The following is a 19,483-nucleotide window of genomic DNA, read 5'->3' on the forward strand; positions in this document are numbered from 1 at the left end:
GAACTGGACGTCTCGCTTCGTCTGGGGTATTAGCCTCGTCGCGCCCGCCGGGGGAGGGTATGGCGCGTTTGTGCCTGTGCGAGGTTATCTGATGAGACGCTACATAGTGGCTGTTGCCGTGGGGGCCGCAGCCTTGCTACCGAGTTTGTCCTTTGCCGATAGGCAAGGCGATACAAAATCTGTTGAGTTGGTCACACGTAACGAGTTGCCAGCACAAAGCTTCCGCGATTACCTGAAACTGTTTAAGCCGCGTAAGGCGCCGGAAAAAGTCGAAATCTCCTACACCAAAGCCTGGCTGGACCAGCAGCCAAAGGCGACCGGAGATGAAAATTTCCGTTGTCTTGCCGAAGCGCTGTATTTCGAGGCCCGCGGTGAAAGCGTACGCGGTCAGTTTGCAGTGGCCGAGGTTATCCTGAACCGGGTTGAAAGCGGTCGCTTTCCGGATTCACTGTGCGGTGTGATCAAGCAAGGAACGGGCAAGAAATATCAGTGCCAGTTCACCTACACCTGTGACGGGCAGAAAGAGATTATCAACGAAAAACGCGCTTATGATCGCGTTTCGAAAGTCGCCCGTGCCGCAATCGATGGTGTAGCTGAAGAGATGACCGCAGGTGCCACGCACTATCACACCAAGGCAGTGCGCCCGTCCTGGTCCCGCGTCTATAAAGAAACGGCGCGTATTGGCGTGCATATCTTCTACAAGCACAATTATCGCACGGCCAGCAACTGATTGACGCACCAGCGCTGGAAGGGTGCTGGCAACAGGCGTTTTACCAACTATGTTGCGAGCCAGGAGGCTCGCAATGACCATAACACGCCGACAGTTTCTGCAATCGACCCTGGCCTTGTCGATGATACCACGCGTGGCGATGGCATCTGCCACCGAACTGGTGGCACAGACTTCCCTCCAGCAGATCGCGCCCCAGGGATATCCGGAAACTCCGGTCTGGAGTTATGGCGGCGGTGTTCCGGGCGCGGAAATCCGTGTTCCGCAGGGGGCTCGGGTACGCCGCAAGCTTGTAAACATGCTGCCGCAACCAACGACCGTTCACTGGCATGGCATCCGGATCGACAATGCGATGGATGGAGTGCCCGGCCTGACGCAGGAAGTTGTGCAGCCAGATTCCAACTTTGAATATGATTTCGTGGTGCCGGATGCGGGAACTTATTGGTATCATGCGCACAACCAATCGATGGAGCAGGTCGCGCGTGGGCTTTATGGCCCTTTGATCGTCGAAGAAGCCAGCGGACCCGATGTTGATCAGGACCTGACCTTAATGCTGGACGATTGGCGCCTTGACACCGAGAGCGCAAAGATATCCAGCGATTTCGATAATGCTCATGATCTGAGCCATGCGGGTCGGCTGGGCAACATTGTAACGGTGAACGGAGAGTTTGACCCTACTTATCCAGTGCAGGCGTCTGAACGATTGCGATTGCGGGTGATCAATGCCGCGAATGCCCGGGTATTCGACGTAGCGCTCGACGGGCTTGCTGGCTGGATTGTTGCGCTTGACGGTATGCCGCTTGAGGTTCCATTGCGAATTGAGAGCAGTTTTCCTTTGGCGCCTGCGCAGCGGGTTGACTTGATCGTTGATGTTTCAGCGGAATCCGGCCAGACGGCAAGTATTGTGAGTGTAGAACGGGATGGCGCTTACGGACTCGTCAAATTTGATGTGTTCGGAGTAGCATCGCGTATTGCTGATGCAAAAGTTAGACCGTTGCCAGCAAACCGAATGCCCGAAATTAAACTGCAGAATACACCTCTGCATCGTATGACGATGCAGGGGGGGGCAATGCGCTGGCTGGAGAGCGCCAAATTGGGCGATTCCGAGCTGTCGGGGCGCGAGTTGGCTCAGCTTGGACGATTCTGGGCTTTGAACGGATATGCAGAGCGGCCAGATGATCCGTTTCTGGATGCGCGATTGGGATCAGTTCATCGGATTGAATTCGCAAATGACACGGCGTTTCCACATGCGATGCATCTGCATGGACACCATTTTCGCATTATCCTGCAGGACGGTACACTAGGGCCGTGGCGCGACACTGTTCTAGTCGAGCGAGGGCAGGTGCGGCAGGTAGCGTTGGTAGCTGACAATCCGGGCAACTGGCTGTTGCATTGTCACATGCTAGGCCATGCGGCATCGGGTATGATGAGCTGGTTCCGGGTCACGTAACGCCGCATTCCGTAGCTGGAAAGGCGTTTGCTGCGATGCTATACGCCCGCGAAACGCCTAAAGTGGGCTGATCATCAGTCCACCGAGCCCGAAAAGGTCCGCCGCATGAGCTCTGAAATCCGTCTTGCCTTTGCGCACCCGTCCGAACGGTCCGAGGCTACCGCAGCGCGCGGTGCGCTGGACCGCATTTCGCTGCGCGATCACATCGTTGAGGTCGAGATCGGGGCGTTTCAGGCCGAACGCGGTACCACGCAACGGATCTGCTTTAACATCGTGGTCGAGGTGCGTCCGCTGACAGACCCCATCGATGATGACGTGGATCGTATTCTGTCTTACGACCGTGTAACCGAAGCGATTGCGTTCGAGCTGGCTGCTGAGCGACTAAATTTGCTCGAGACACTGGCAGATCGCGTGGCGGAGCGCATTCTGCTTGAACCTCAGGCTGTAAGAGCCTTTGTTCGCATTGAAAAACTGGATCGTGGGCCCGGCGCGCTTGGCGTCGAGATCGTGCGCGGCAAGGATGCGGTACATCATGATGTGACCGAAGAAGAGCGGCCACATCCACGGTTGGTCTTTCTGTCGAATGCAGCGATTTCATCAGGTAATCTCACCGGCTGGATCGACCAACTTGAGAATCGCCAGCGCCCGCTGATCCTGTGTGTTGGGGCGTCTGATCTGGATGTGCCGCAGACGGGTCACGCAATGACCCAACGCCGGATAGATTTGTTGGCAATTGAACAGAACGCCTGGGTTCTGGCTGCGCGCGATCACCGTTGCGTGGTCGTTTCAACGCGGACCGAGTTGGATTGGGCGATGAAAAACGGCCAGATTTGTGTTTGGGCACCCTCCAAAATTGTTCTGGATGCGGTCGATGGCCCCTCAGCCGCGCCGTCTGACGCGGTGGCGCTGGCTGCTTGGTTCGCAGCAACCTTTGAAGCCAGCGAGATGCTGGTTATTGGCGGAGACCTGCCCGAAGCCCCCAAAACGCCATTGCGCGCAGTTCCGGTGGAGCAGGCGCAACTGTGACCGTCTATTACCGCCCATTGGTCCAGCATGGGAGCACGCGCGTCGACGGGGCGGTGCCACTGGCAGGGCAGGTGCTGTGGTTCTCACAGGCCGAGCGGATTGAGCGCGGGCAAAGCACCCAGATCGTCGATGCCGTTGAAATCCCAAAGGAACAGCTGGATCGTCTGACCTGCGCGCGTCCAGCGATTGCCGGACTTGATATGGCACGAACGCAGATCATGGGCATTCTGAATGCCACGCCGGATAGCTTCTCGGATGGGGGGCTGCATAACTCGGTCGAGGCCGCTCGGACCGCTGCCGCCGACATGGTAGCGCATGGTGCAAGTATTCTGGACATTGGCGGCGAATCCACGCGCCCGGGCGCTGATTTTGTGCCTGAAGACGAAGAGATTGCCCGCACACGCCCTTTGATTGAGGCAATTCGGGGCGAGACGGATGTGTTGATCTCGATCGATACTCGCAAGGCCGGTGTTGCCATGGCAGCGCATCAGGCGGGTGCGGGACTGATCAACGATGTGTCAGGATTTACCTTCGATCCTAAACTTGCACCATTTTGCGCGCAGATTGAGGCTCCGGTTTGTGTGATGCATATGCAGGGTGATCCGACCACGATGCAGGATGACCCGCACTATGACAATGTTCTGCTGGATGTTTACGATTTCCTTGAGGGGCAAATCGCCCATCTTGAAGGACTGGGGCTCAGCCGCGATTTGATTGTCATCGATCCGGGCATCGGGTTTGGCAAGAATCTGGACCACAACCTGACCCTTCTGCGCAATCTCAGCCTGTTTCACGGGCTGGGCTGTCCAATCCTTTTGGGCGTTTCGCGCAAGGGATTTATTGGTCAGATCGGCAAAGAGCCGCGCAAGGATGCCCGCGCGCCGGGGTCAATCGCGGTAGCTCTGGCGGGAATATCACAGGGCGTGCAGATTGTACGGGTACATGACGTGGCCGAGACGGCTCAGGCCTTGCGTCTATGGGCCGCCGTCCGGTAATCCGGGCAAAAGGAATTTTCAGGAGACCGACTTATGCGCAAGCTGTTTGGAACCGACGGGGTGCGGGGCACCGCCAACACGCACCCTATGACGGCGGAAATGGCTTTGCGGATTGGCGCGGCTGTGGGGCGTTATTTCCGCCGCGATGCCTCAGGCGTACATCGCGTTGTCATTGGCAAGGATACGCGGCTGTCGGGCTATATGCTGGAAAATGCGCTGACGGCAGGTTTGACCTCGACCGGTATGAACGTGCTTCTGCTGGGGCCGGTGCCGACTCCTGCGGTAGGGTTGATGACGCGCTCGATGCGCGCGGATCTGGGCGTGATGATCTCGGCTAGCCACAATCCGGCGATCGACAATGGAATTAAATTCTTTGGGCCGGACGGGTTCAAGCTGTCCGATCAGGCCGAGATTGAGATCGAGCGGCTGATCGAAGAAGGCGTAAGCCCCGCACAGGCGCAGAATATTGGTCGTGCGCGTCGGGTCGACGATGCGCGGTTCCGTTATGGCGAGCGTGTGAAATCATCGCTGCCGCGCAATCTGCGCTTGGATGGGCTGAAGGTCGTGATCGACTGCGCCAACGGTGCCGCGCACCGTACTGCGCCGGAAGTTCTTTGGGAGTTGGGAGCAGATGTGATCCCGGTCGGCATCGCGCCGAACGGCAAGAACATCAACCTCGGATGTGGCTCAACCCAGCCTCGTGTTGCGGCCGAAACCGTGGTTTCACATGGCGCCGATGTAGGTATCTGTCTGGATGGGGATGCCGACCGCGTCGTTGTGATCGACGAAACCGGCGCTGTTGCTGATGGGGATCAGTTGATGGCCCTGTTGGCGACCGCGTGGTCCCGCGCGGATCAGCTGAAAGGCGGCGCCTTGGTCGCCACTGTGATGTCGAACCTCGGGTTGGAGCGGCACCTGGCCGGGCAGGGGCTGCGTCTGGAGCGGACCGCCGTTGGCGACCGCTATGTGGTTGAACGGATGCGCGAGGGTGGTTTCAATCTTGGTGGCGAACAATCAGGTCACATCGTGATGAGCGATTATGCCACAACCGGCGACGGTCTGATGGCGGGGCTGCATTTTCTGGCAGAGATGGTGCAATCCGGCAAGAAAGCCTCGGACCTATCGCGCCAGTTTGAGACGGTGCCGCAATTGCTGAAGAATGTGCGCTTTAGCGCGGGGCAGGCCCCGCTGGAAGCGGCCAGCGTCAAAAGCGCGATTTCCGAGGCCGAGGCGCGTCTGAATGGGCAGGGGCGTTTGCTGATCCGCAAATCGGGCACGGAACCTCTGATCCGGGTGATGGCGGAATGCGAGGATGCCGCACTGCTGACCCAAGTGGTCGATGGGATCGTATCCGAGGTTGAGGCGGCGACGGGTTAACGCCCCAGTAGCATTTTCTGCAGAGTGAACCACTGGCTGATTGCCAGCCCGGTTAGGATCATGGCAAGCGCGATATAGAACCGCAGTGGCAGGGCTTCGGATAGAATCCAGGCCCCGAACACCATCGACCAAACGGGCACCTGATAGTTCACCAGCGTCAGAAAGACGGACCCGGCGCTGCGGGTGATGGATACTCGCAGCAGGGTGGCGAAGGCCGTGGGGACAAGGCCCAGAACGATCAGGGCCAGACTGGGGCGCGTTCCCTGCCACGAGGGAAGCCCCTCGGTTAGCAGCATGATAGGTATCAATAGTACTGCGCCAACCAGCAGCGTCAGGGCTGCCAGAGCCATCGGTTCAATCGGCGGGCAGCGGCGGGTCAGGATCGACGAACTGGCGTAGCACAAGGCTGCCGTAACGCAGGCCATTTGCGCCAGTGGCTGCGTACCCTGACCCAATTGCGCCAGACCGGGCCCGATCAACACAAGCGCGCCAGAGAAGCCAAGGCAAACGCCGACCAGACGCCGTGGGTTCATAGGCTCATCCGAAAAGAAATGTGCCAGCGGCAGAACCATCAGCGGAATCGCCGCCATGGACAGACCCGCAAAGGCCGAAGGGACAAATTGTTGCCCCCAGCTTAACAGCATGAAGGGAACCGCCGTCGACAGAATGCCGATGAAGAAAATCGAACTCAGAAGGGCTGGTGTCAAACTCGGAATACGCCGTCCGGTAAGGCGCATCAGCACCAGCAGCATAACGGCACCCAATGTGGTGCGCGACGTCGCCACGGTGACCGGTCCATAGCCTTCCAGCGCCATGGCAACCACCATGAACGTCCCGCCCCAGATGAGGCCCAGCGTGAAAACACCGCTCCAATCCTGTTTTGTCGGTTGTTGAACCATTCCATCCACTTATCCCGCGAATCTGACGGTGTCACGCGCTGATATTGACATTAGGTAAGTCGTTACTTACCGTAAGCTATGGCTTACAAGGAAGTGCTTTCGGCTTTAGGGGATTCGACCCGTCGTCAGGTTTTTGAGGCGGTGGCCAAGCGCCCCAAGGCGGTTGGTGATCTGGCTGCGGATTTGCCCGTAAGCCGCCCGGCGGTCTCGCAACATTTAAAGGTCTTGTCCGATGCCGGACTTGTCGTTTGCAGGGCTGAGGGAACGCGCCGCATCTATGCCGCCCGACCCGAGGGGCTGGCCGACCTGCGCGCCTGGCTCGAGCAATACTGGTCGGACGTGTTGGAGAGTTTCGCCGCCGAGGTAAACGAAGGACGAAATGCATGATCGAACCAATCATCAAGACTATCGTTGTAAACGCAGCGCCCGAGCACGCCTTTGATGTTTTTGTAAATCGCATTGCCAAATGGTGGCCATTGGATGGGCACGCTGTCTCAGCGGCGCAAGGCAAGCCTGCGCTGGCAGTTGTGATCGAACCTCATGTCGGCGGTGCGGTTTATGAAACCATGTTCGATGGCACCCGCGCTGATTGGGGCAAGGTATTGATCTTCGAGCAGGGGGCTCGCGTGGCCTTTAGCTGGCACCCTGGCACCAACACCGACCGCCCCACGCGGGTTGAGGTCCGGTTCGTAGCCCACGGAGCCGGGCATACCACGGTCACTCTGACCCATTCGGGCTGGGAAGTCTGGGCATCTGAGGCGTCGGACAAACGCACCGGTTACGACAGTGGCTGGGATTATGTTCTGGGCGAATGCTACGCAAATGCTGTCACCAAATGAAAAGGGCGGCCACCGGGGCCGCCCTTTCGCTGACATTTGTCAGACTTAGTTCTTTTCTTTGTCGACCATTTTACCAGCCGAGATCCAGGGCATCATGGCGCGCAGTTTTGCACCGGTTTCCTCGATCATGTGCTCATCGTTCGCACGGCGCGACGCTTTGATGGTCGGTTGGCCTACAGCGTTCTCCAGCATGAAGTCACGGACGAATTTACCCTGCTGGATGTCGTTCAGAACCTCTTTCATACGCGCTTTGGTCTCGTCGTATTTCAAAATACGCGGGCCGGTGACGTACTGGCCATATTCAGCCGTGTTCGAGATCGAATAATCCATGTTGGCGATGCCGCCTTCATAGATCAGGTCAACGATCAGCTTCACTTCGTGCAGACACTCGAAATATGCCATCTCGGGCGCGTAGCCGGCCTCAACCAGCGTTTCAAAGCCGCAGCGGATCAGTTCAACCAGACCGCCGCACAGAACAGCCTGCTCACCGAACAGGTCGGTTTCGCATTCCTCGCGGAAGTTGGTTTCGATGATGCCCGAACGGCCGCCACCGATGGCCGAGCAGTATGACAGGCCGATTTCCAGCGCTTTGCCGGTCGCGTCGTTGTCGACCGCGACGAGGCAAGGAACGCCGCCGCCTTTGGTGTATTCGCCGCGCACGGTGTGGCCGGGGCCTTTGGGGGCCATCATGATAACGTCCACGCCTTCTTTCGGCTCGATCAGGCCAAAATGGACGTTCAGGCCGTGGGCGAACGCGATGGCCGCACCTGGCTTGATGTTGTCGTGCACGTATTTCTTGTACGTCTCAGCTTGCAGTTCGTCAGGCATGGTGAACATAATAACGTCGCACCAGGCTGCGGCTTCGGCGATGCCCATCACCTGCAGGCCTTCCGCTTCGGCTTTCTTGGCCGAGGGGGAGCCTTCGCGCAGGGCGATGACCAGGTTCTTGGCGCCCGAGTCGCGCAGGTTCAGCGCGTGGGCGTGGCCTTGCGAGCCGTAGCCCAGAATCGCCACTTTTTTGTCTTTGATCAGGTTGATGTCGCAATCGCGATCGTAATAGACGCGCATTTCGCCGGTCCTTTCAGTTTCGATTGATGTGCTTCTATCTTGCGTGATTGCTATTGGCGATAGGGTTTAGATTGAGTATTTGACAAATAGATGAAGAATAATTCTTCTATTGAAAAAAATGTGAAAAAATCATGCTTGATGATGTTGATCGACGTATACTGCGCCACTTCCAGGCCGAGCCAAGCCTGACAACGGCAGAATTGGCTGAGCGATGCCGCATCACTTCGGGCGTCTGCTGGCGCCGGATCGAAAAAATGCAGGCGGCAGGAGTGATCGAGGGGCAGGAAGCCGTTATCGACTGGGCCGCCTTGGGCTATGCGGTCGAGGTCTCTTTGCGAATAACGCTGGACAAGACGCAGGCACGGGCGTTCGACGAATTCACGGCGGCGGCGCGGAACGTGGCCGAGGTGATCGAGATCCAGACCTTCCTTGGTCGGGTAGATGTGCGCCTATCGGTGTTGGCGCGAGATATGGCGCATTATCAACAGGTTTATCGCGATCGCATTCTGACCCTACCGCATATCGCCGATATCGAAGCCCTTATGCATATCGCACGGGTCAAGCGGGACGAGGTGCTGCCGGTATGATCGAACTGGATGAGATCGACCGCAGAATTCTGCGCGCGCTGGTGCAGGACGCGACCCAAAGCGCGGGGGCTCTGGGGCGCCGCTTTGGCTTATCGCAGCCCGCGACCTGGCGGCGTATTCGTCGACTGGAAGAAGCAGGCGTGATCAAGGGGCGGCGGCTGCGTCTGAATGCCGAGGCCCTGGGTTTTGGAGTGACCGTCTTTCTCGGCGTGAAACTTGCGCGAAAAGGGCAGGTCAGCCTTGAAGATTTTGAACGTGCCGTCAGCGCCATTCCCGAGGTACAGACTGTTGAGCATGTGCTGGGTCTTTATGATTATCGGTTGCGCGTCGTGGCGCGGGATCTGGCAGATTTCGAACGGGTTCTGCGCCGGAGGGTGATGACCTTACCAGGGGCCGGAGAGGTCGAAGCCAATGTACTGCTGAGCGAAGAACGCCTGCCCGGGCCGATCGGTTAGTATTTAGTGCGGATGCGGAACCCCGGATGATGGGTCATGCGGGCGAAAGTCATCGGCTGCCCGTCCTTCCACGTGGTCCGTTCCAGCTGAATCATCGAAGTGCCAGTGGTCGTGCCCATGAAATCAGCTAGACGATTGTCCGCCGAGATCGCGCAAAAGGCGATTTCAGCTTCGGTGAACGGGGCAGCATTCAACAACCATTCGTGTGGGCCACTTTTGTTGAGGTCGGCTTGCTCGACCTCGGGTACGGCTTCGATATTGATCCAGCGTTCTTCAAGCTGGAAGGGGCGGTTGTCTGCATAGTGCATGCAGATCACGTGCAGAACGCGCGCGTCCGGTTCGACATTCAGTTGCGAGGTCAGCCAGCCGGGGCTGTAGACCACGTTCCGTTCCACCAGAGCATAGCGATAGGCTGAGTTTTGGTTCTCAACCGCTTGTCTCGCAAGTGAAATTTCAAGCTTGGCTTGTTTGCGTGGTTCTTTCTTGACCCGCGTTCCGCTTTTGCGCTTGCGCTCGACAAAGCCCTGTTCGGCGAGCTCCCTCAGCGCCCGGTTCACCGTGGCGCGGGCACAATTGAACTCTTCCGCTAATTGGGTTTCGGTGGGTAAAAGCGAGCCCTGAGGCCATATGCGGGATTCAATCCGCCGCTTTACCTCGTCTCGAACGACTTGAAAACTAATCCGCTTTTGCGCAGTCACGAGTAAAATTATCCGTTCTTGTTCAAAGTGTGTGTATCTGTTCAGAAACACGCTAGGGTGTAAAGGGGACCTGACTCTGGTTGGCGTCATTTCTGCTAATTGTGGCATGTAAAAACTCAAAATGAAATTTTTGGCTGTGGGTTACTTTGGGTCAACTTCAGGCCGCGTTTGACGCTTTACCGAGCGCGCAAGACAAGGCAGAACAAAAAGGACCCAATAGAAAGGATGCGTCATGCCGGCACTACTGAATACTGTTGACCCGGGCGGGCTGGAGGAGTTCTCGGTGGTTTTTACCGACCGTTCTCTGAACCATATGTCTGCAAGTTTTCAGCAAGTCATGCGCGATATTTCAGCAATGCTGCGTGAAGTTTACAATGCTGAAGGCGTTGCGGTCATTCCCGGCGGAGGCACCTATGGGATGGAAGCCGTCGCGCGACAGTTTGCGCGGGATGCTGATGTGCTTGTCGTACGCAATGGGTGGTTTTCATATCGGTGGAGCCAGATCATCGAGTCAGGTGATCTGACATCGTCGACCACCGTTCTCAAAGCGCGCGAAACCGGCAATTCCAGCCCGTCACCTTTTGCTCCGGCCCCGATTGATGAAGTTGTGGCGACAATCCATGAGAAACGACCGGGTATTGTCTTCGCGCCGCATGTTGAGACCTCGGCCGGAGTGATTCTGCCTGATGATTATGTGACAGCGATGGCCGCTGCTGCGCATGAGGTGGGGGCGTTGATGGTGCTGGACTGCATCGCCTCGGGCTGTGCCTGGGTCGATATGAAGGCCACCGGAGTGGATGTGCTGATCTCGGCTCCGCAGAAGGGGTGGAGCGCAACGCCATGCGCCGGTCTTGTCATGCTATCCGAACGCGCCGAGGCGCGGCTGGCAGAAACCTCATCCGATAGCTTTGCGATAGATTTGAAGAAGTGGCGCCAGATCATGCAGGCCTACGAGAATGGCGGCCATGCCTATCACGCCACCATGCCAACGGATTCTCTGCTTTCCTTCCGCGACACAATGGCCGAGACGCGCGCGTACGGCTTCGAAAAGCTGCGCGCGGCGCAATGGGCGCTGGGTGATGGCGTCCGGGCCTATCTTAGGGACAAGGGCGTCATGTCGGTTGCCGCCGAAGGGTTCGGCGCGCCGGGTGTGGTGGTCAGCTATACAGCAGACCCCGAAGTGCAGAACGGCAAGAAGTTCGCGGCCCTGGGCATGCAGATCGCAGCCGGCGTACCGCTGCAATGTGACGAACCCGAAGGGTTCAGCACCTTCCGTCTCGGCCTGTTTGGCTTGGACAAGCTGTATGATGTTGACGACACGATTGCGCGCCTGAAACGGGTTCTGGATCAGGTGCTGTAATAGCGTGGCGGGCAGAAGCCCGCCCTACGGTTCAGCGGACGCCGAGGCCCATTTGCATTAGCGTCTTGCGCACGGGTGGTAGGGAATAGAGCGCATTCAGCCCCATCGCTCGTGCGTCGCGCAGCGGACGCGCTTCGATCATCGATGCGCGGTTCAGCAGGTCGATGCCTTTGACGCGCAGTTCGATCTCGGTATGGCGGGCCTTGTGATAGGAATCCAGCATCTGCGCATCGCCTAAGCCCTCGGGCCGGGCTTGCGTCAATTCCAGCAAGCAGCGCAGATCGCCCAACGACATGTTCAGCCCCTGCGCACCAATAGGTGGCACCACATGCGCGGCCTCGGCCATCAGCGCGATGCGTTCGCCCGACAACCGTTCCGCCGACTGGCTGATGATCGGCCAGATCGTCCGGCGTGAGGCCAATTTCAGCGGTCCGAACAGCCCGCAAGAGCGTTCGGTCATGGCGGCTTCGAACGCGTCGGTTTCAAGGTTTAACAGTTCAACGGCACGTGGCCCACGTTCCATCCAGACAATGGCCGAGGACGGCTGGCCTTGCCAGTCGGGCAGGGGGACCAATGTGAACGGCCCGCCCGAGCGGTGAATCTCGGTCGAGACATTGTCGTGCGGGATGGGATGGGTGACGGCGAAGGCGAGGGCCTTTTGGCCGTAGCGCGTGGTATGAACATTGATCCCGGCAGCTTTGCGCATTGGTGAACTGCGCCCGTCGGCGGCGATTACCAGTTTGCAGCGGATGCGGGTGCCGTCGCTCAGGCCGACCCGTGCCTCATTGGTGCGGGTGAACAGGCTGACCGTACCGGTGCCGGGGCGGAAATCGACATTCGGCAGTTCGGCTAGTCGCGCCACCATCTCGCGGCGCAGCAGCCAGTTGGGCAGGTTCCATCCGAATGGTTGATCCGAGATATCGGCGGCGTTGAAATCACGCACGACGCGCGGTTCGGGCACATCGCCACCCGCGTCCACGATGCGCATGATCTGCAGGGGCGCGGCGTGGGCATCCAGCTTGGCCCAAAGCCCGCATTGTTCCAACAGACCGTGGGCAGGCTGCAAAAAAGCGGTGGTACGCAGATCCGATCCGTCCACGTCCCGCTCGGTGATCGGAGGGGTGGGATCGACGCAGACTACGTCGAACCCGGCAGCGCCAAAGGCGGCGGCGGCGGTCAATCCGGCGATTCCGCCGCCGGAAATCAGGATGTCACAGCTGTCAGTCATGAGTATGTCTCCGTTGCCGCAGACACTAGTGCTGTTGCGCGGTGGGCGCCAAGTGACATCCTGTCTCGTGCTTTATCCCCGAGAGATCAAAATCAGGACAAGGAACATCGTCGGCACCAGCATCAGGGCGGGAATGTAAAGACCCGGCAGGCCGAACAGAAGGATGGAACAGCCCCACATGCTGACCAGCGCCGCGGCTGTATAATAAAGGTCTTCAGCTTCGGCATTGGCCGCGTCCCGGGCCATCCAGCCAAACACGGGAATTGCAAACAAAAAGCGCTGCCAAAGAGGCAGGCGCTGAGGCATCTCAAGCGCGGTCATTGGGGTCTCCGATTCTGTTCGTCGCTGAGCTGCATATGGGGTCAATTCTGCAACTGCGAAACGAACAGATCGTCGCAGTGTGACAGCCTATCGCAGGCGACCCAGAAACCCGGTCAGATCATCGGTGTGATGGTGAATATGGTCAGCCTCGTGCGGGTCAGGCGCGACGTGCACGGTACGCATTCCCATCTCGTGCGGGGCGGCCAGATTGCGTGGATCATCTTCGAACATGGCGGCTTTCGCTGTATCGATTCCATCCTGCGCAAAGATCGCCTCGAACGCGGCTTTTTGCGGCTTGGGGCGATAGCCTGCGTGTTCTACGCCATAGATCGCGTCGAACAGCCCATTCAGACCGCGTGCCGCCAGAACGCGCTCGGCATAAGGTGCAGATCCATTGGTATAGACAATGCGTCGCCCGGGCAAAGCGCGGATATGTTCCGCCAGCGCAACATCGGGTTCCATATGGCTCATGTCCACCTGATGCACGGCGTGCAGATAGGGATCGGGGTCCAGATCGTGCTCTGCCATCAGGCCCGCGAGTGTCGTGCCGTATTCGCGCCAGTAATGTGAACGCAACCGGTCGGCCTCGGGGCGGTCGACGCCGATAGCTTGCACGACGTAATCCGTCATCAGCACTTCGATCTGATCGAACAGGCGCATATGCGGCGGGTAAAGCGTGTTGTCTAGATCGAACACCCATTGGGTGACATGGGAAAAGGCAGGTTTGACCATGCTTTGGGTTTAGGGCGATGGGCTGCGGTTTTCAATGCCGCACTTGATCGGGGGGGCGTGTGGCGGCTAGACAGGTCCGAACGAGGAGACAATTCAGCCGATGCCCCAATCCAAACAGTCCAATACGGACGCCTATAGCCTTATTCTCGAAGCGATAGACGTCGGTGTCTACAAGCCTGGTGATCGGCTGGTGGAAAGCGAACTGGCCGAGCGGTTTGGCGTTTCGCGTACTCCGATCCGCGAGGCGCTGCAGCGGCTGGAAACGCAGTCGTTGCTGGAACGGGACGGGCGGTCGTTGATCGTGGCCTCATTGGATCACAACCAGATGGCCGAGCTTTATGTTGTCCGGCGTGAATTGGAAGGGCTGGCCGCACGTCTGGCCGCAAAACACGCAACCGAAGAGGAAATTCGGGTCCTGCGGGACATGGTGGTGGCCGATAATGAGTTGATCGGAGATCCTGTTGCGCTGTCGCGGGCCAACCGGAGATTTCACGAACAGATTCACCTGGCTTCGCATAACCGCTATCTGGTGCAGCAGCTTGATCTGGTGCATCGGACCATGGCCTTGATGGCGACCACATCGCTGGCCGCAGAAGGGCGTGGCGAGATTGCGCAGAGCGAGCACAAAGGCATCGTGGACGCGATTGCGGCGCGAGACGAGGACGCGGCGGCCAAGGCGTTGCAGGATCACATTTCGGTCGCTTTCATGACGCGGCTGAAACAGGATGCGATCCGGCGCGAGAAATAGCGGCCTCACGTTCCTCGACCGCATGGCCGTGCTGGGTCTTGTCCCAGAAGAACGGATTGACCGCCAGTTCCCACAGGCCTTTGTAGGCCGCCAACACGCCCAGCGGATAGTAAAGCACCATGGTCGGCACCCAGGGTAGCAGGAACCTGCGTTTGCCTGCGATGACACCGCAGATACCCACCAATAGGTTGGCGGCTTCGGCGACGAGAAACAGAACCACGCAGGCAGTCAATAAACCGGGTGTTAGGATTGGTTGATACAGGTGGGGCAGCCCGAAAAATATGGGCCAGAACGCCCACAAAAGCGGGGCCAGAAGGAATTGGCCCAGTGTTCCCAGAAAAAAGGCCTGTAAGCCCAAAAAGCGCAGCAACCCCAGATCGCGCAGCAATTGGCGTGGTGCGCGCATATGCACCAGATAGGTTACCATGAACCCTTTCAGCCAACGCGAACGCTGCTTGACCCATGGCCAGGCGCGAAAGTTCGCCTCTTCATAGGTCGTGGTGCTGACGATCTCGGTCCGATATCCGGCACGGCTTAGGCGGACACCCAGATCGGCATCTTCGGTGACATTATGGGCATCCCAACCGCCCAGTTCGACCAGCTTGTCGCGGCGAAAAAAGAAGGTTGTGCCGCCTAGCGGAACGACCAGACCAATTCGCGCGATGCCTTTCAGGACGACGCGAAACCAGCCGCTGTATTCGATGCTAAAACAGCGCGACCGCCAATTGGTGCGCGGATTGTAGTAGTCTAGAATACCTTGCAGGCACACCACCTCCTTTGGGGCGTTCGCGAAATGGCGGACAACGGTTTCAATCTGATCGGATTGCGGCGCGTCTTCGGCATCCCAAACGCCCAAAATCTCTCCACGGCAGAAATCCAGCGCATAGTTCATCGCACGGGGCTTGGTGGTCAGGTCACCCCGATCCGGCACAACAATGGCGCGCATCCAGGTTGGCAGTTCTATTTGCCTGAGCGCCTCATTGGTTACGTCATCCCGCTCTTCCAGCACCAAAATGACATCCAGCAACGCTTTGGGATAGGTCAGGCGGCGCAGCCGGGCGATCAGGTCATCGGCAATCTCGCGTTCCTTATATAGCGGCACAAGGATCGAGACGCGGGGTAGGCGAAGTGACTCAGAGGTCTTTGTTGATGGCTCAGATTTTTCTCGCCATAGATAAGCAATGAGCCCCGAGAGCCTGAGAGACAAGAACAGTCCTAGGGTCAGCAGTGCAAAGCCCAAAAGAAGGCCGAGGCCAACTATCGGGAAACAAACACAGAGTGCCGCGAACAGGATAAATCCAATGATCGGCCCACGGCGCGTCTGGGCCGACCAATTCCTGCAACTTTGCCGCGCCTCAACGCGAGTTTCTGCAGCTTGTGCTAGCGGTTGAGCATATTGACGAGCGATGGCAGCATCGATCTGCTCGGGTCCTGCCAGAACCGGGATGATCGTGTAACCGTGGCCTTTCAATGCGTCTGCCACTGCGTCGAATGTATCTGGCCTGGCTGTAGCGATCAGCAGGATTGGCCCCACACGCATCCAGGGCAGTACATTGTGCTTCAACCAAAACTCGACCGGTTCGAGCAAGCAGAGGTCTGCGGCTGGTGGTACCTGCGCAAGATCGGCGATCTGAAGGCCGGTTTGGTCAGACAGCGCCGAGAGAACCTGCGCACGGCCGGCCCATCCTTCACTGACCAGTATTTCCCCCAATGGCGCGTTCTGGAATACTTGCATCCGCAGGGCGCGCGCCAACTGGTCGGATGTGATGATGCCTTGTTCGACGAGACATGTGCCGAGCGGTTTGCGCGAATGCGGCCCGGGCACAGGCTGCGCCAGTGGCTGACGCTGGAGATTCAATTCGACCATAACGAAACCCTGCCGCATGTAACATCCGGCAGGGTTGCTTAGTCAGGGTTAACACACGGTTAACGCTGTTGAATTCGCCTTTAAGCTTGTGCTTTTTGATCCGCCATCGCCGCGGCAAAGCGTTCGAACAGGTAGAAACTGTCCTGCGGGCCGGGTGACGCTTCTGGATGATGCTGCACCGAATAAACCGGGCGACCTGTCATGCGGATACCGCAGTTCGAGCCGTCAAACAGAGAGCGATGCGTTTCGACTACGCCATCGGGCAGTGTTTCCGCGTCCACGGCGAAGCCGTGGTTCATCGAGGTGATCTCGACCTTACCGGTTTCCATATCCTTGACCGGATGATTGGCACCATGGTGGCCGTGGTTCATCTTGATCGTCTGCCCGCCAAGCGCCAGTGCCAGCATCTGATGGCCTAGGCAGATGCCAAAGACGGGCAGATCTGTTGTATCCAGCACTTCCTTGATCATGGGAACTGCATATTCGCCGGTAGCCGCGGGATCGCCGGGTCCGTTTGACAGGAACACGCCGTCCGGCTTGTGTGCCAGCACCTCCGCTGCCGTTGCGGTGGCGGGCAATACGGTTACGTCGCAACCCGCCGAGGCGAGGCAGCGCAAGATGTTGCGCTTGGCACCATAGTCGATCGCGACCACCTTGTGCATCGGAGCTTCCTGACGCTGGTAGCCATCGGGCCAAGCCCAACGCATCTCATCCCAGCGATAGCTTTGGGCGCAGGTGACTTCTTTGGCCAGATCCATCCCTTCGAGACCCGCAAAACTACGCGCTGCAGCAATCAGGGCTTCGATATCGAAGTTTCCCTCGGGATCATGAGCTAGCGCCACGTGCGGTGCGCCTTGCTGACGGATCGCGCGGGTCAGGCGGCGGGTATCGACGCCGCCGATTGCGATGCGACCACGGCGGGCTAACCAGCTTTTTAACTCTTCTGTCGCGCGCCAATTCGACGGCTCGGTCGGGTCCCATTTGACCACCATCCCGGCTGCCACCGGGTCGCCGGTTTCGTCATCTTCGGGATTCACTCCGACATTGCCGATATGCGGGAAAGTGAAGGTCACGATCTGACCCGCATAAGAAGGATCGGTCATGATCTCTTGATAGCCCGTCATGGCGGTGTTGAAACACAACTCGGCCTCGGTTTGACCGGTTGCGCCGAAGCCCACACCGTAAAACAGGGTACCATCGGCCAACGCCAGACATGCGGTGGGCTTGGACGGGGCGTTCTGGGCCATGGCGCGACTCTCCTGCAAGGTAAACGGGCGCATAACTAAGTGGGATATACGCTAGGGTCAAGTCTGTTCAAATTTTGGGCTATTGTTAAAAATCAATGAGTTACAATTAATGTCCACTGTTGTACCAACCTTTTTGTTTCGATATGGTCAGGGTTCCTTTGCCATGGGGATGGACAGACCATATGGATATGCGATCACGGGTGAACTCTGCCCTGAAGCAAGCTATGAAAGACAAAGCCGCCGAGCGTCTTTCGACACTGCGCCTGATCAATGCGGCGATCAAGGATCGTGATATTGCTTCGCGCGCCTCTGACAATGAAGAGACCAAAGGCTGCGGCGATGCCGAAGTGCTTGAAATTCTGGGTAAAATGACCAAGCAGCGCAAGGAAAGCGCACGCGCCTACGAAGAGGGTGGACGCCTTGATTTGGCCGAGCGGGAACTGCGCGAGGTTGAGGTGATTGAGGAATTCCTGCCCAAACAGCTGGACGACGACGAAGTTAGCAAGGCCATTCAGACCGCCATCACGTCTACTGGGGCGGGCTCAATCCGCGATATGGGCAAGGTGATGGGCGAGTTGAAGTCGCGCTATACCGGTCAGATGGATTTCGGCAAAGTAGGACCGATGGTCAAAGATCATCTTTGCGCTAACTCGAACGGCGCTTAATCACGTCGATTTGCGCAGTTTCTGACTCAGATCATCAAACAGCGCGATCCTCTCGTCTTCGGACAGGAACGCGCCGATCTCAACTTCGCGCCCATCGCCGATCAGCGTTACGTAGTGGGGTACCGGACCACCGCTGGTGTGCATTTCGGGACGGGCCCAATGGCGGTTGCAGGTCCATTCCTGATCGCCCTTGTCTGGGTGGTGGTGCACAAGGTGGGCTTGCGTCTGGCCTAAGGTCAGAACCTCGAACACGCTGCGCGCGCGATAGTTTGTCTGGATTGCCAACCAGAGGCCCAGAACCGTCAGCAGCAGGAACGGCAGCAGACCCCACAGGACGATCGAACCCAACATCGCCAGCAGCGGGATCAGTCCGAACAGGAACACCGACAAGATGACGGTCATTGCACCACGTGGTGGCAAGGAGTTGTGCGGCCAAAGCCGCAGTTCCTGTTCAGCGTCCGAGTTTTCTGTCCATTGATAAGGCATGGCGAGAACCTAGCTCAGACCGACGCAATGTCGAAGCAAAAATCAGTCAGACAACGTGGCCGACGCGGACCCATGACAGGGCATCGTCCAGCCGGTCATCGCCCCAGAACACTTCGTCGCGGACAACAAAGCTGGGTGCGCCGAAAACCCCCAGTTTGATGGCCTTGTTTGTCTCGTCCTCCAAGGCTGCAACAGCGTCCGGGCTGCGGGCACGGGCAAGCATCAGGCGTGGATCTTGTTGGCACCGAAGCAGGGCTTCGGAAATGGCGCTTTCGCTACCGGCTTCAATCCCGTCCTCGAACCAGATCCGATAAAGATTTTGCGTGAACCCCGCGCCCCAGCCGTCCTGCATGCCCAGCAAAGCCACCTGATTTGCCAGCGCCAGGTCAGAAATTGGATAGGGGGCGGGAAGTTTGGCGTGGATGTGATATTTCGCAGCGCGCCGCTCAATATCGCGCCACATATAGGCCGACTTCACCGGTTTGCCAGCGAAGGGAATATTTTGCTGTTCCGACATCACCGTGCGCACGTTGAACGGGCGCCAGGTTACCGTCGCATCGTTTTCTTCGCACCAGCCATCCAGGCGCGTGATGGTCAGAAAACTGTAAGTGCTGCCGATTGAATACCAAAAGTCGATCTCGGGCATAGCAAGGCTCCTGTCAAAAGGGGCTTTGCCAACCAGAATACCGCAAAACGGAGGTTTTTTCG

22 protein-coding genes are annotated in these 19,483 nt (G+C 58.2%); 12 read left to right on the top strand and 10 right to left on the bottom strand.

Translation table 11 applies throughout. From position 1 onward, the window contains the following. Nucleotides 1-91 precede the first annotated feature (91 nt). The 5 genes from ACR0CZ_RS09020 to glmM all read left to right on the top strand — a co-directional run bounded on the left by ACR0CZ_RS09020 (nucleotide 92) and on the right by glmM (nucleotide 5,575). Nucleotides 92-730, top strand: a complete 639-nt coding sequence (locus ACR0CZ_RS09020; RefSeq protein WP_170393504.1) for a cell wall hydrolase — start codon at nucleotides 92-94, stop codon at nucleotides 728-730. Between the two features lie 73 nt (nucleotides 731-803). Next, nucleotides 804-2,177, top strand: a complete 1,374-nt coding sequence (locus tag ACR0CZ_RS09025) for a multicopper oxidase family protein (RefSeq protein ID WP_170393503.1) — start codon at nucleotides 804-806, stop codon at nucleotides 2,175-2,177. A gap of 105 nt (nucleotides 2,178-2,282) precedes the next feature. Next, nucleotides 2,283-3,203 carry a dihydroneopterin aldolase gene (locus ACR0CZ_RS09030; RefSeq protein ID WP_170393501.1) on the top strand — a complete coding sequence of 307 codons (921 nt, stop codon included), beginning with the start codon at nucleotides 2,283-2,285 and terminating at the stop codon, nucleotides 3,201-3,203. Further along, complete coding sequence (folP, locus tag ACR0CZ_RS09035; protein WP_480536964.1) at nucleotides 3,200-4,198, top strand: dihydropteroate synthase; 999 nt, start codon at nucleotides 3,200-3,202, stop codon at nucleotides 4,196-4,198. Before ACR0CZ_RS09030 ends, folP begins: the two co-directional genes overlap by 4 nt. Nucleotides 4,199-4,231: 33 nt before the next feature. Next, a complete protein-coding gene (gene glmM, locus ACR0CZ_RS09040) occupies nucleotides 4,232-5,575 on the top strand; it encodes a phosphoglucosamine mutase (RefSeq protein ID WP_170393497.1) in 1,344 nt (447 codons plus the stop codon). On the opposite strand, the gene ACR0CZ_RS09045 is transcribed toward glmM, so the two are convergent. Beyond that, nucleotides 5,572-6,474: a DMT family transporter gene (locus ACR0CZ_RS09045; RefSeq protein WP_170393495.1), complete on the bottom strand. Its 903-nt coding sequence runs from the start codon at nucleotides 6,472-6,474 to the stop codon at nucleotides 5,572-5,574. The two genes, glmM and ACR0CZ_RS09045, sit on opposite strands and share 4 nt — an antisense overlap. Before the next feature lie 78 nt (nucleotides 6,475-6,552). Here ACR0CZ_RS09045 and ACR0CZ_RS09050 point away from each other — a divergent pair, with 78 nt between their 5' ends. Both ACR0CZ_RS09050 and ACR0CZ_RS09055 read left to right on the top strand, forming a co-directional pair. Continuing rightward, on the top strand, nucleotides 6,553-6,861 hold the full coding sequence (locus ACR0CZ_RS09050; protein WP_170393493.1) for a metalloregulator ArsR/SmtB family transcription factor: 309 nt from the start codon (nucleotides 6,553-6,555) through the stop codon (nucleotides 6,859-6,861). Then, nucleotides 6,858-7,313, top strand: a complete 456-nt coding sequence (locus ACR0CZ_RS09055) for an SRPBCC family protein (protein WP_170393491.1) — start codon at nucleotides 6,858-6,860, stop codon at nucleotides 7,311-7,313. Before ACR0CZ_RS09050 ends, ACR0CZ_RS09055 begins: the two co-directional genes overlap by 4 nt. A 45-nt stretch (nucleotides 7,314-7,358) precedes the next feature. On the opposite strand, the gene ilvC is transcribed toward ACR0CZ_RS09055, so the two are convergent. Continuing rightward, nucleotides 7,359-8,381 carry a ketol-acid reductoisomerase gene (gene ilvC / locus ACR0CZ_RS09060; RefSeq protein WP_170393489.1) on the bottom strand — a complete coding sequence of 341 codons (1,023 nt, stop codon included), beginning with the start codon at nucleotides 8,379-8,381 and terminating at the stop codon, nucleotides 7,359-7,361. Nucleotides 8,382-8,512: 131 nt separating this feature from the next. Here ilvC and ACR0CZ_RS09065 point away from each other — a divergent pair, with 131 nt between their 5' ends. Together ACR0CZ_RS09065 and ACR0CZ_RS09070 are read left to right on the top strand one after the other, a co-directional pair. Continuing rightward, on the top strand, nucleotides 8,513-8,968 hold the full coding sequence (locus ACR0CZ_RS09065) for an Lrp/AsnC family transcriptional regulator (protein WP_170393487.1): 456 nt from the start codon (nucleotides 8,513-8,515) through the stop codon (nucleotides 8,966-8,968). Next, nucleotides 8,965-9,423, top strand: coding sequence for an Lrp/AsnC family transcriptional regulator (locus ACR0CZ_RS09070; RefSeq protein WP_170393485.1), 459 nt, complete (start codon nucleotides 8,965-8,967; stop codon nucleotides 9,421-9,423). Before ACR0CZ_RS09065 ends, ACR0CZ_RS09070 begins: the two co-directional genes overlap by 4 nt. Here ACR0CZ_RS09070 and ACR0CZ_RS09075 read toward each other — a convergent pair. Further along, complete coding sequence (locus tag ACR0CZ_RS09075) at nucleotides 9,420-10,121, bottom strand: GntR family transcriptional regulator (protein WP_170393483.1); 702 nt, start codon at nucleotides 10,119-10,121, stop codon at nucleotides 9,420-9,422. The two genes, ACR0CZ_RS09070 and ACR0CZ_RS09075, sit on opposite strands and share 4 nt — an antisense overlap. 232 nt (nucleotides 10,122-10,353) lie before the next feature. Between ACR0CZ_RS09075 and ACR0CZ_RS09080 the strand changes: the two genes are divergently transcribed. Continuing rightward, entirely contained in the window at nucleotides 10,354-11,481 is a 1,128-nt protein-coding gene (locus ACR0CZ_RS09080) for an aminotransferase class V-fold PLP-dependent enzyme (RefSeq protein WP_170393481.1), read from the top strand. A gap of 31 nt (nucleotides 11,482-11,512) precedes the next feature. On the opposite strand, the gene ACR0CZ_RS09085 is transcribed toward ACR0CZ_RS09080, so the two are convergent. From ACR0CZ_RS09085 to ACR0CZ_RS09095, 3 genes are all read right to left on the bottom strand, one after another. Then, the gene (locus ACR0CZ_RS09085; protein WP_170393479.1) at nucleotides 11,513-12,709 is read right to left on the bottom strand and encodes a UbiH/UbiF family hydroxylase; all 1,197 of its coding nucleotides are present in this window, start codon (nucleotides 12,707-12,709) and stop codon (nucleotides 11,513-11,515) included. A 72-nt stretch (nucleotides 12,710-12,781) separates the two neighbouring features. Further along, nucleotides 12,782-13,030: a hypothetical protein gene (locus ACR0CZ_RS09090; RefSeq protein WP_170393477.1), complete on the bottom strand. Its 249-nt coding sequence runs from the start codon at nucleotides 13,028-13,030 to the stop codon at nucleotides 12,782-12,784. Between the two features lie 87 nt (nucleotides 13,031-13,117). Continuing rightward, nucleotides 13,118-13,762 (bottom strand): pyrimidine 5'-nucleotidase, encoded by a 645-nt coding sequence (locus tag ACR0CZ_RS09095; RefSeq protein WP_170393475.1) that lies wholly within the window; start codon nucleotides 13,760-13,762, stop codon nucleotides 13,118-13,120. Between the two features lie 100 nt (nucleotides 13,763-13,862). On the opposite strand from ACR0CZ_RS09095, the gene ACR0CZ_RS09100 reads away from it, so the two are divergent. Continuing rightward, a complete protein-coding gene (locus ACR0CZ_RS09100; protein WP_170393473.1) occupies nucleotides 13,863-14,510 on the top strand; it encodes a GntR family transcriptional regulator in 648 nt (215 codons plus the stop codon). Here the strand turns inward: ACR0CZ_RS09100 and ACR0CZ_RS09105 are convergent. Together ACR0CZ_RS09105 and carA are read right to left on the bottom strand one after the other, a co-directional pair. After that, nucleotides 14,467-16,395 carry a glycosyltransferase family 2 protein gene (locus ACR0CZ_RS09105; protein WP_480536963.1) on the bottom strand — a complete coding sequence of 643 codons (1,929 nt, stop codon included), beginning with the start codon at nucleotides 16,393-16,395 and terminating at the stop codon, nucleotides 14,467-14,469. The genes ACR0CZ_RS09100 and ACR0CZ_RS09105 overlap by 44 nt on opposite strands. A gap of 62 nt (nucleotides 16,396-16,457) precedes the next feature. Next, nucleotides 16,458-17,624 carry a glutamine-hydrolyzing carbamoyl-phosphate synthase small subunit gene (gene carA, locus ACR0CZ_RS09110; RefSeq protein WP_170393471.1) on the bottom strand — a complete coding sequence of 389 codons (1,167 nt, stop codon included), beginning with the start codon at nucleotides 17,622-17,624 and terminating at the stop codon, nucleotides 16,458-16,460. 182 nt (nucleotides 17,625-17,806) lie between these two features. On the opposite strand from carA, the gene ACR0CZ_RS09115 reads away from it, so the two are divergent. Continuing rightward, nucleotides 17,807-18,289 carry a GatB/YqeY domain-containing protein gene (locus ACR0CZ_RS09115; RefSeq protein ID WP_170393469.1) on the top strand — a complete coding sequence of 161 codons (483 nt, stop codon included), beginning with the start codon at nucleotides 17,807-17,809 and terminating at the stop codon, nucleotides 18,287-18,289. Here the strand turns inward: ACR0CZ_RS09115 and ACR0CZ_RS09120 are convergent, their stop codons facing one another. Together ACR0CZ_RS09120 and ACR0CZ_RS09125 are read right to left on the bottom strand one after the other, a co-directional pair. Continuing rightward, complete coding sequence (locus tag ACR0CZ_RS09120; RefSeq protein ID WP_170393467.1) at nucleotides 18,290-18,775, bottom strand: DUF2244 domain-containing protein; 486 nt, start codon at nucleotides 18,773-18,775, stop codon at nucleotides 18,290-18,292. Nucleotides 18,776-18,821: 46 nt separating this feature from the next. Next, nucleotides 18,822-19,421: a 2-hydroxychromene-2-carboxylate isomerase gene (locus ACR0CZ_RS09125; RefSeq protein ID WP_170393465.1), complete on the bottom strand. Its 600-nt coding sequence runs from the start codon at nucleotides 19,419-19,421 to the stop codon at nucleotides 18,822-18,824. Between the last annotated feature and the right edge of the window lie 62 nt (nucleotides 19,422-19,483).

The organism is Ruegeria sp. H9 (assembly GCF_056532915.1).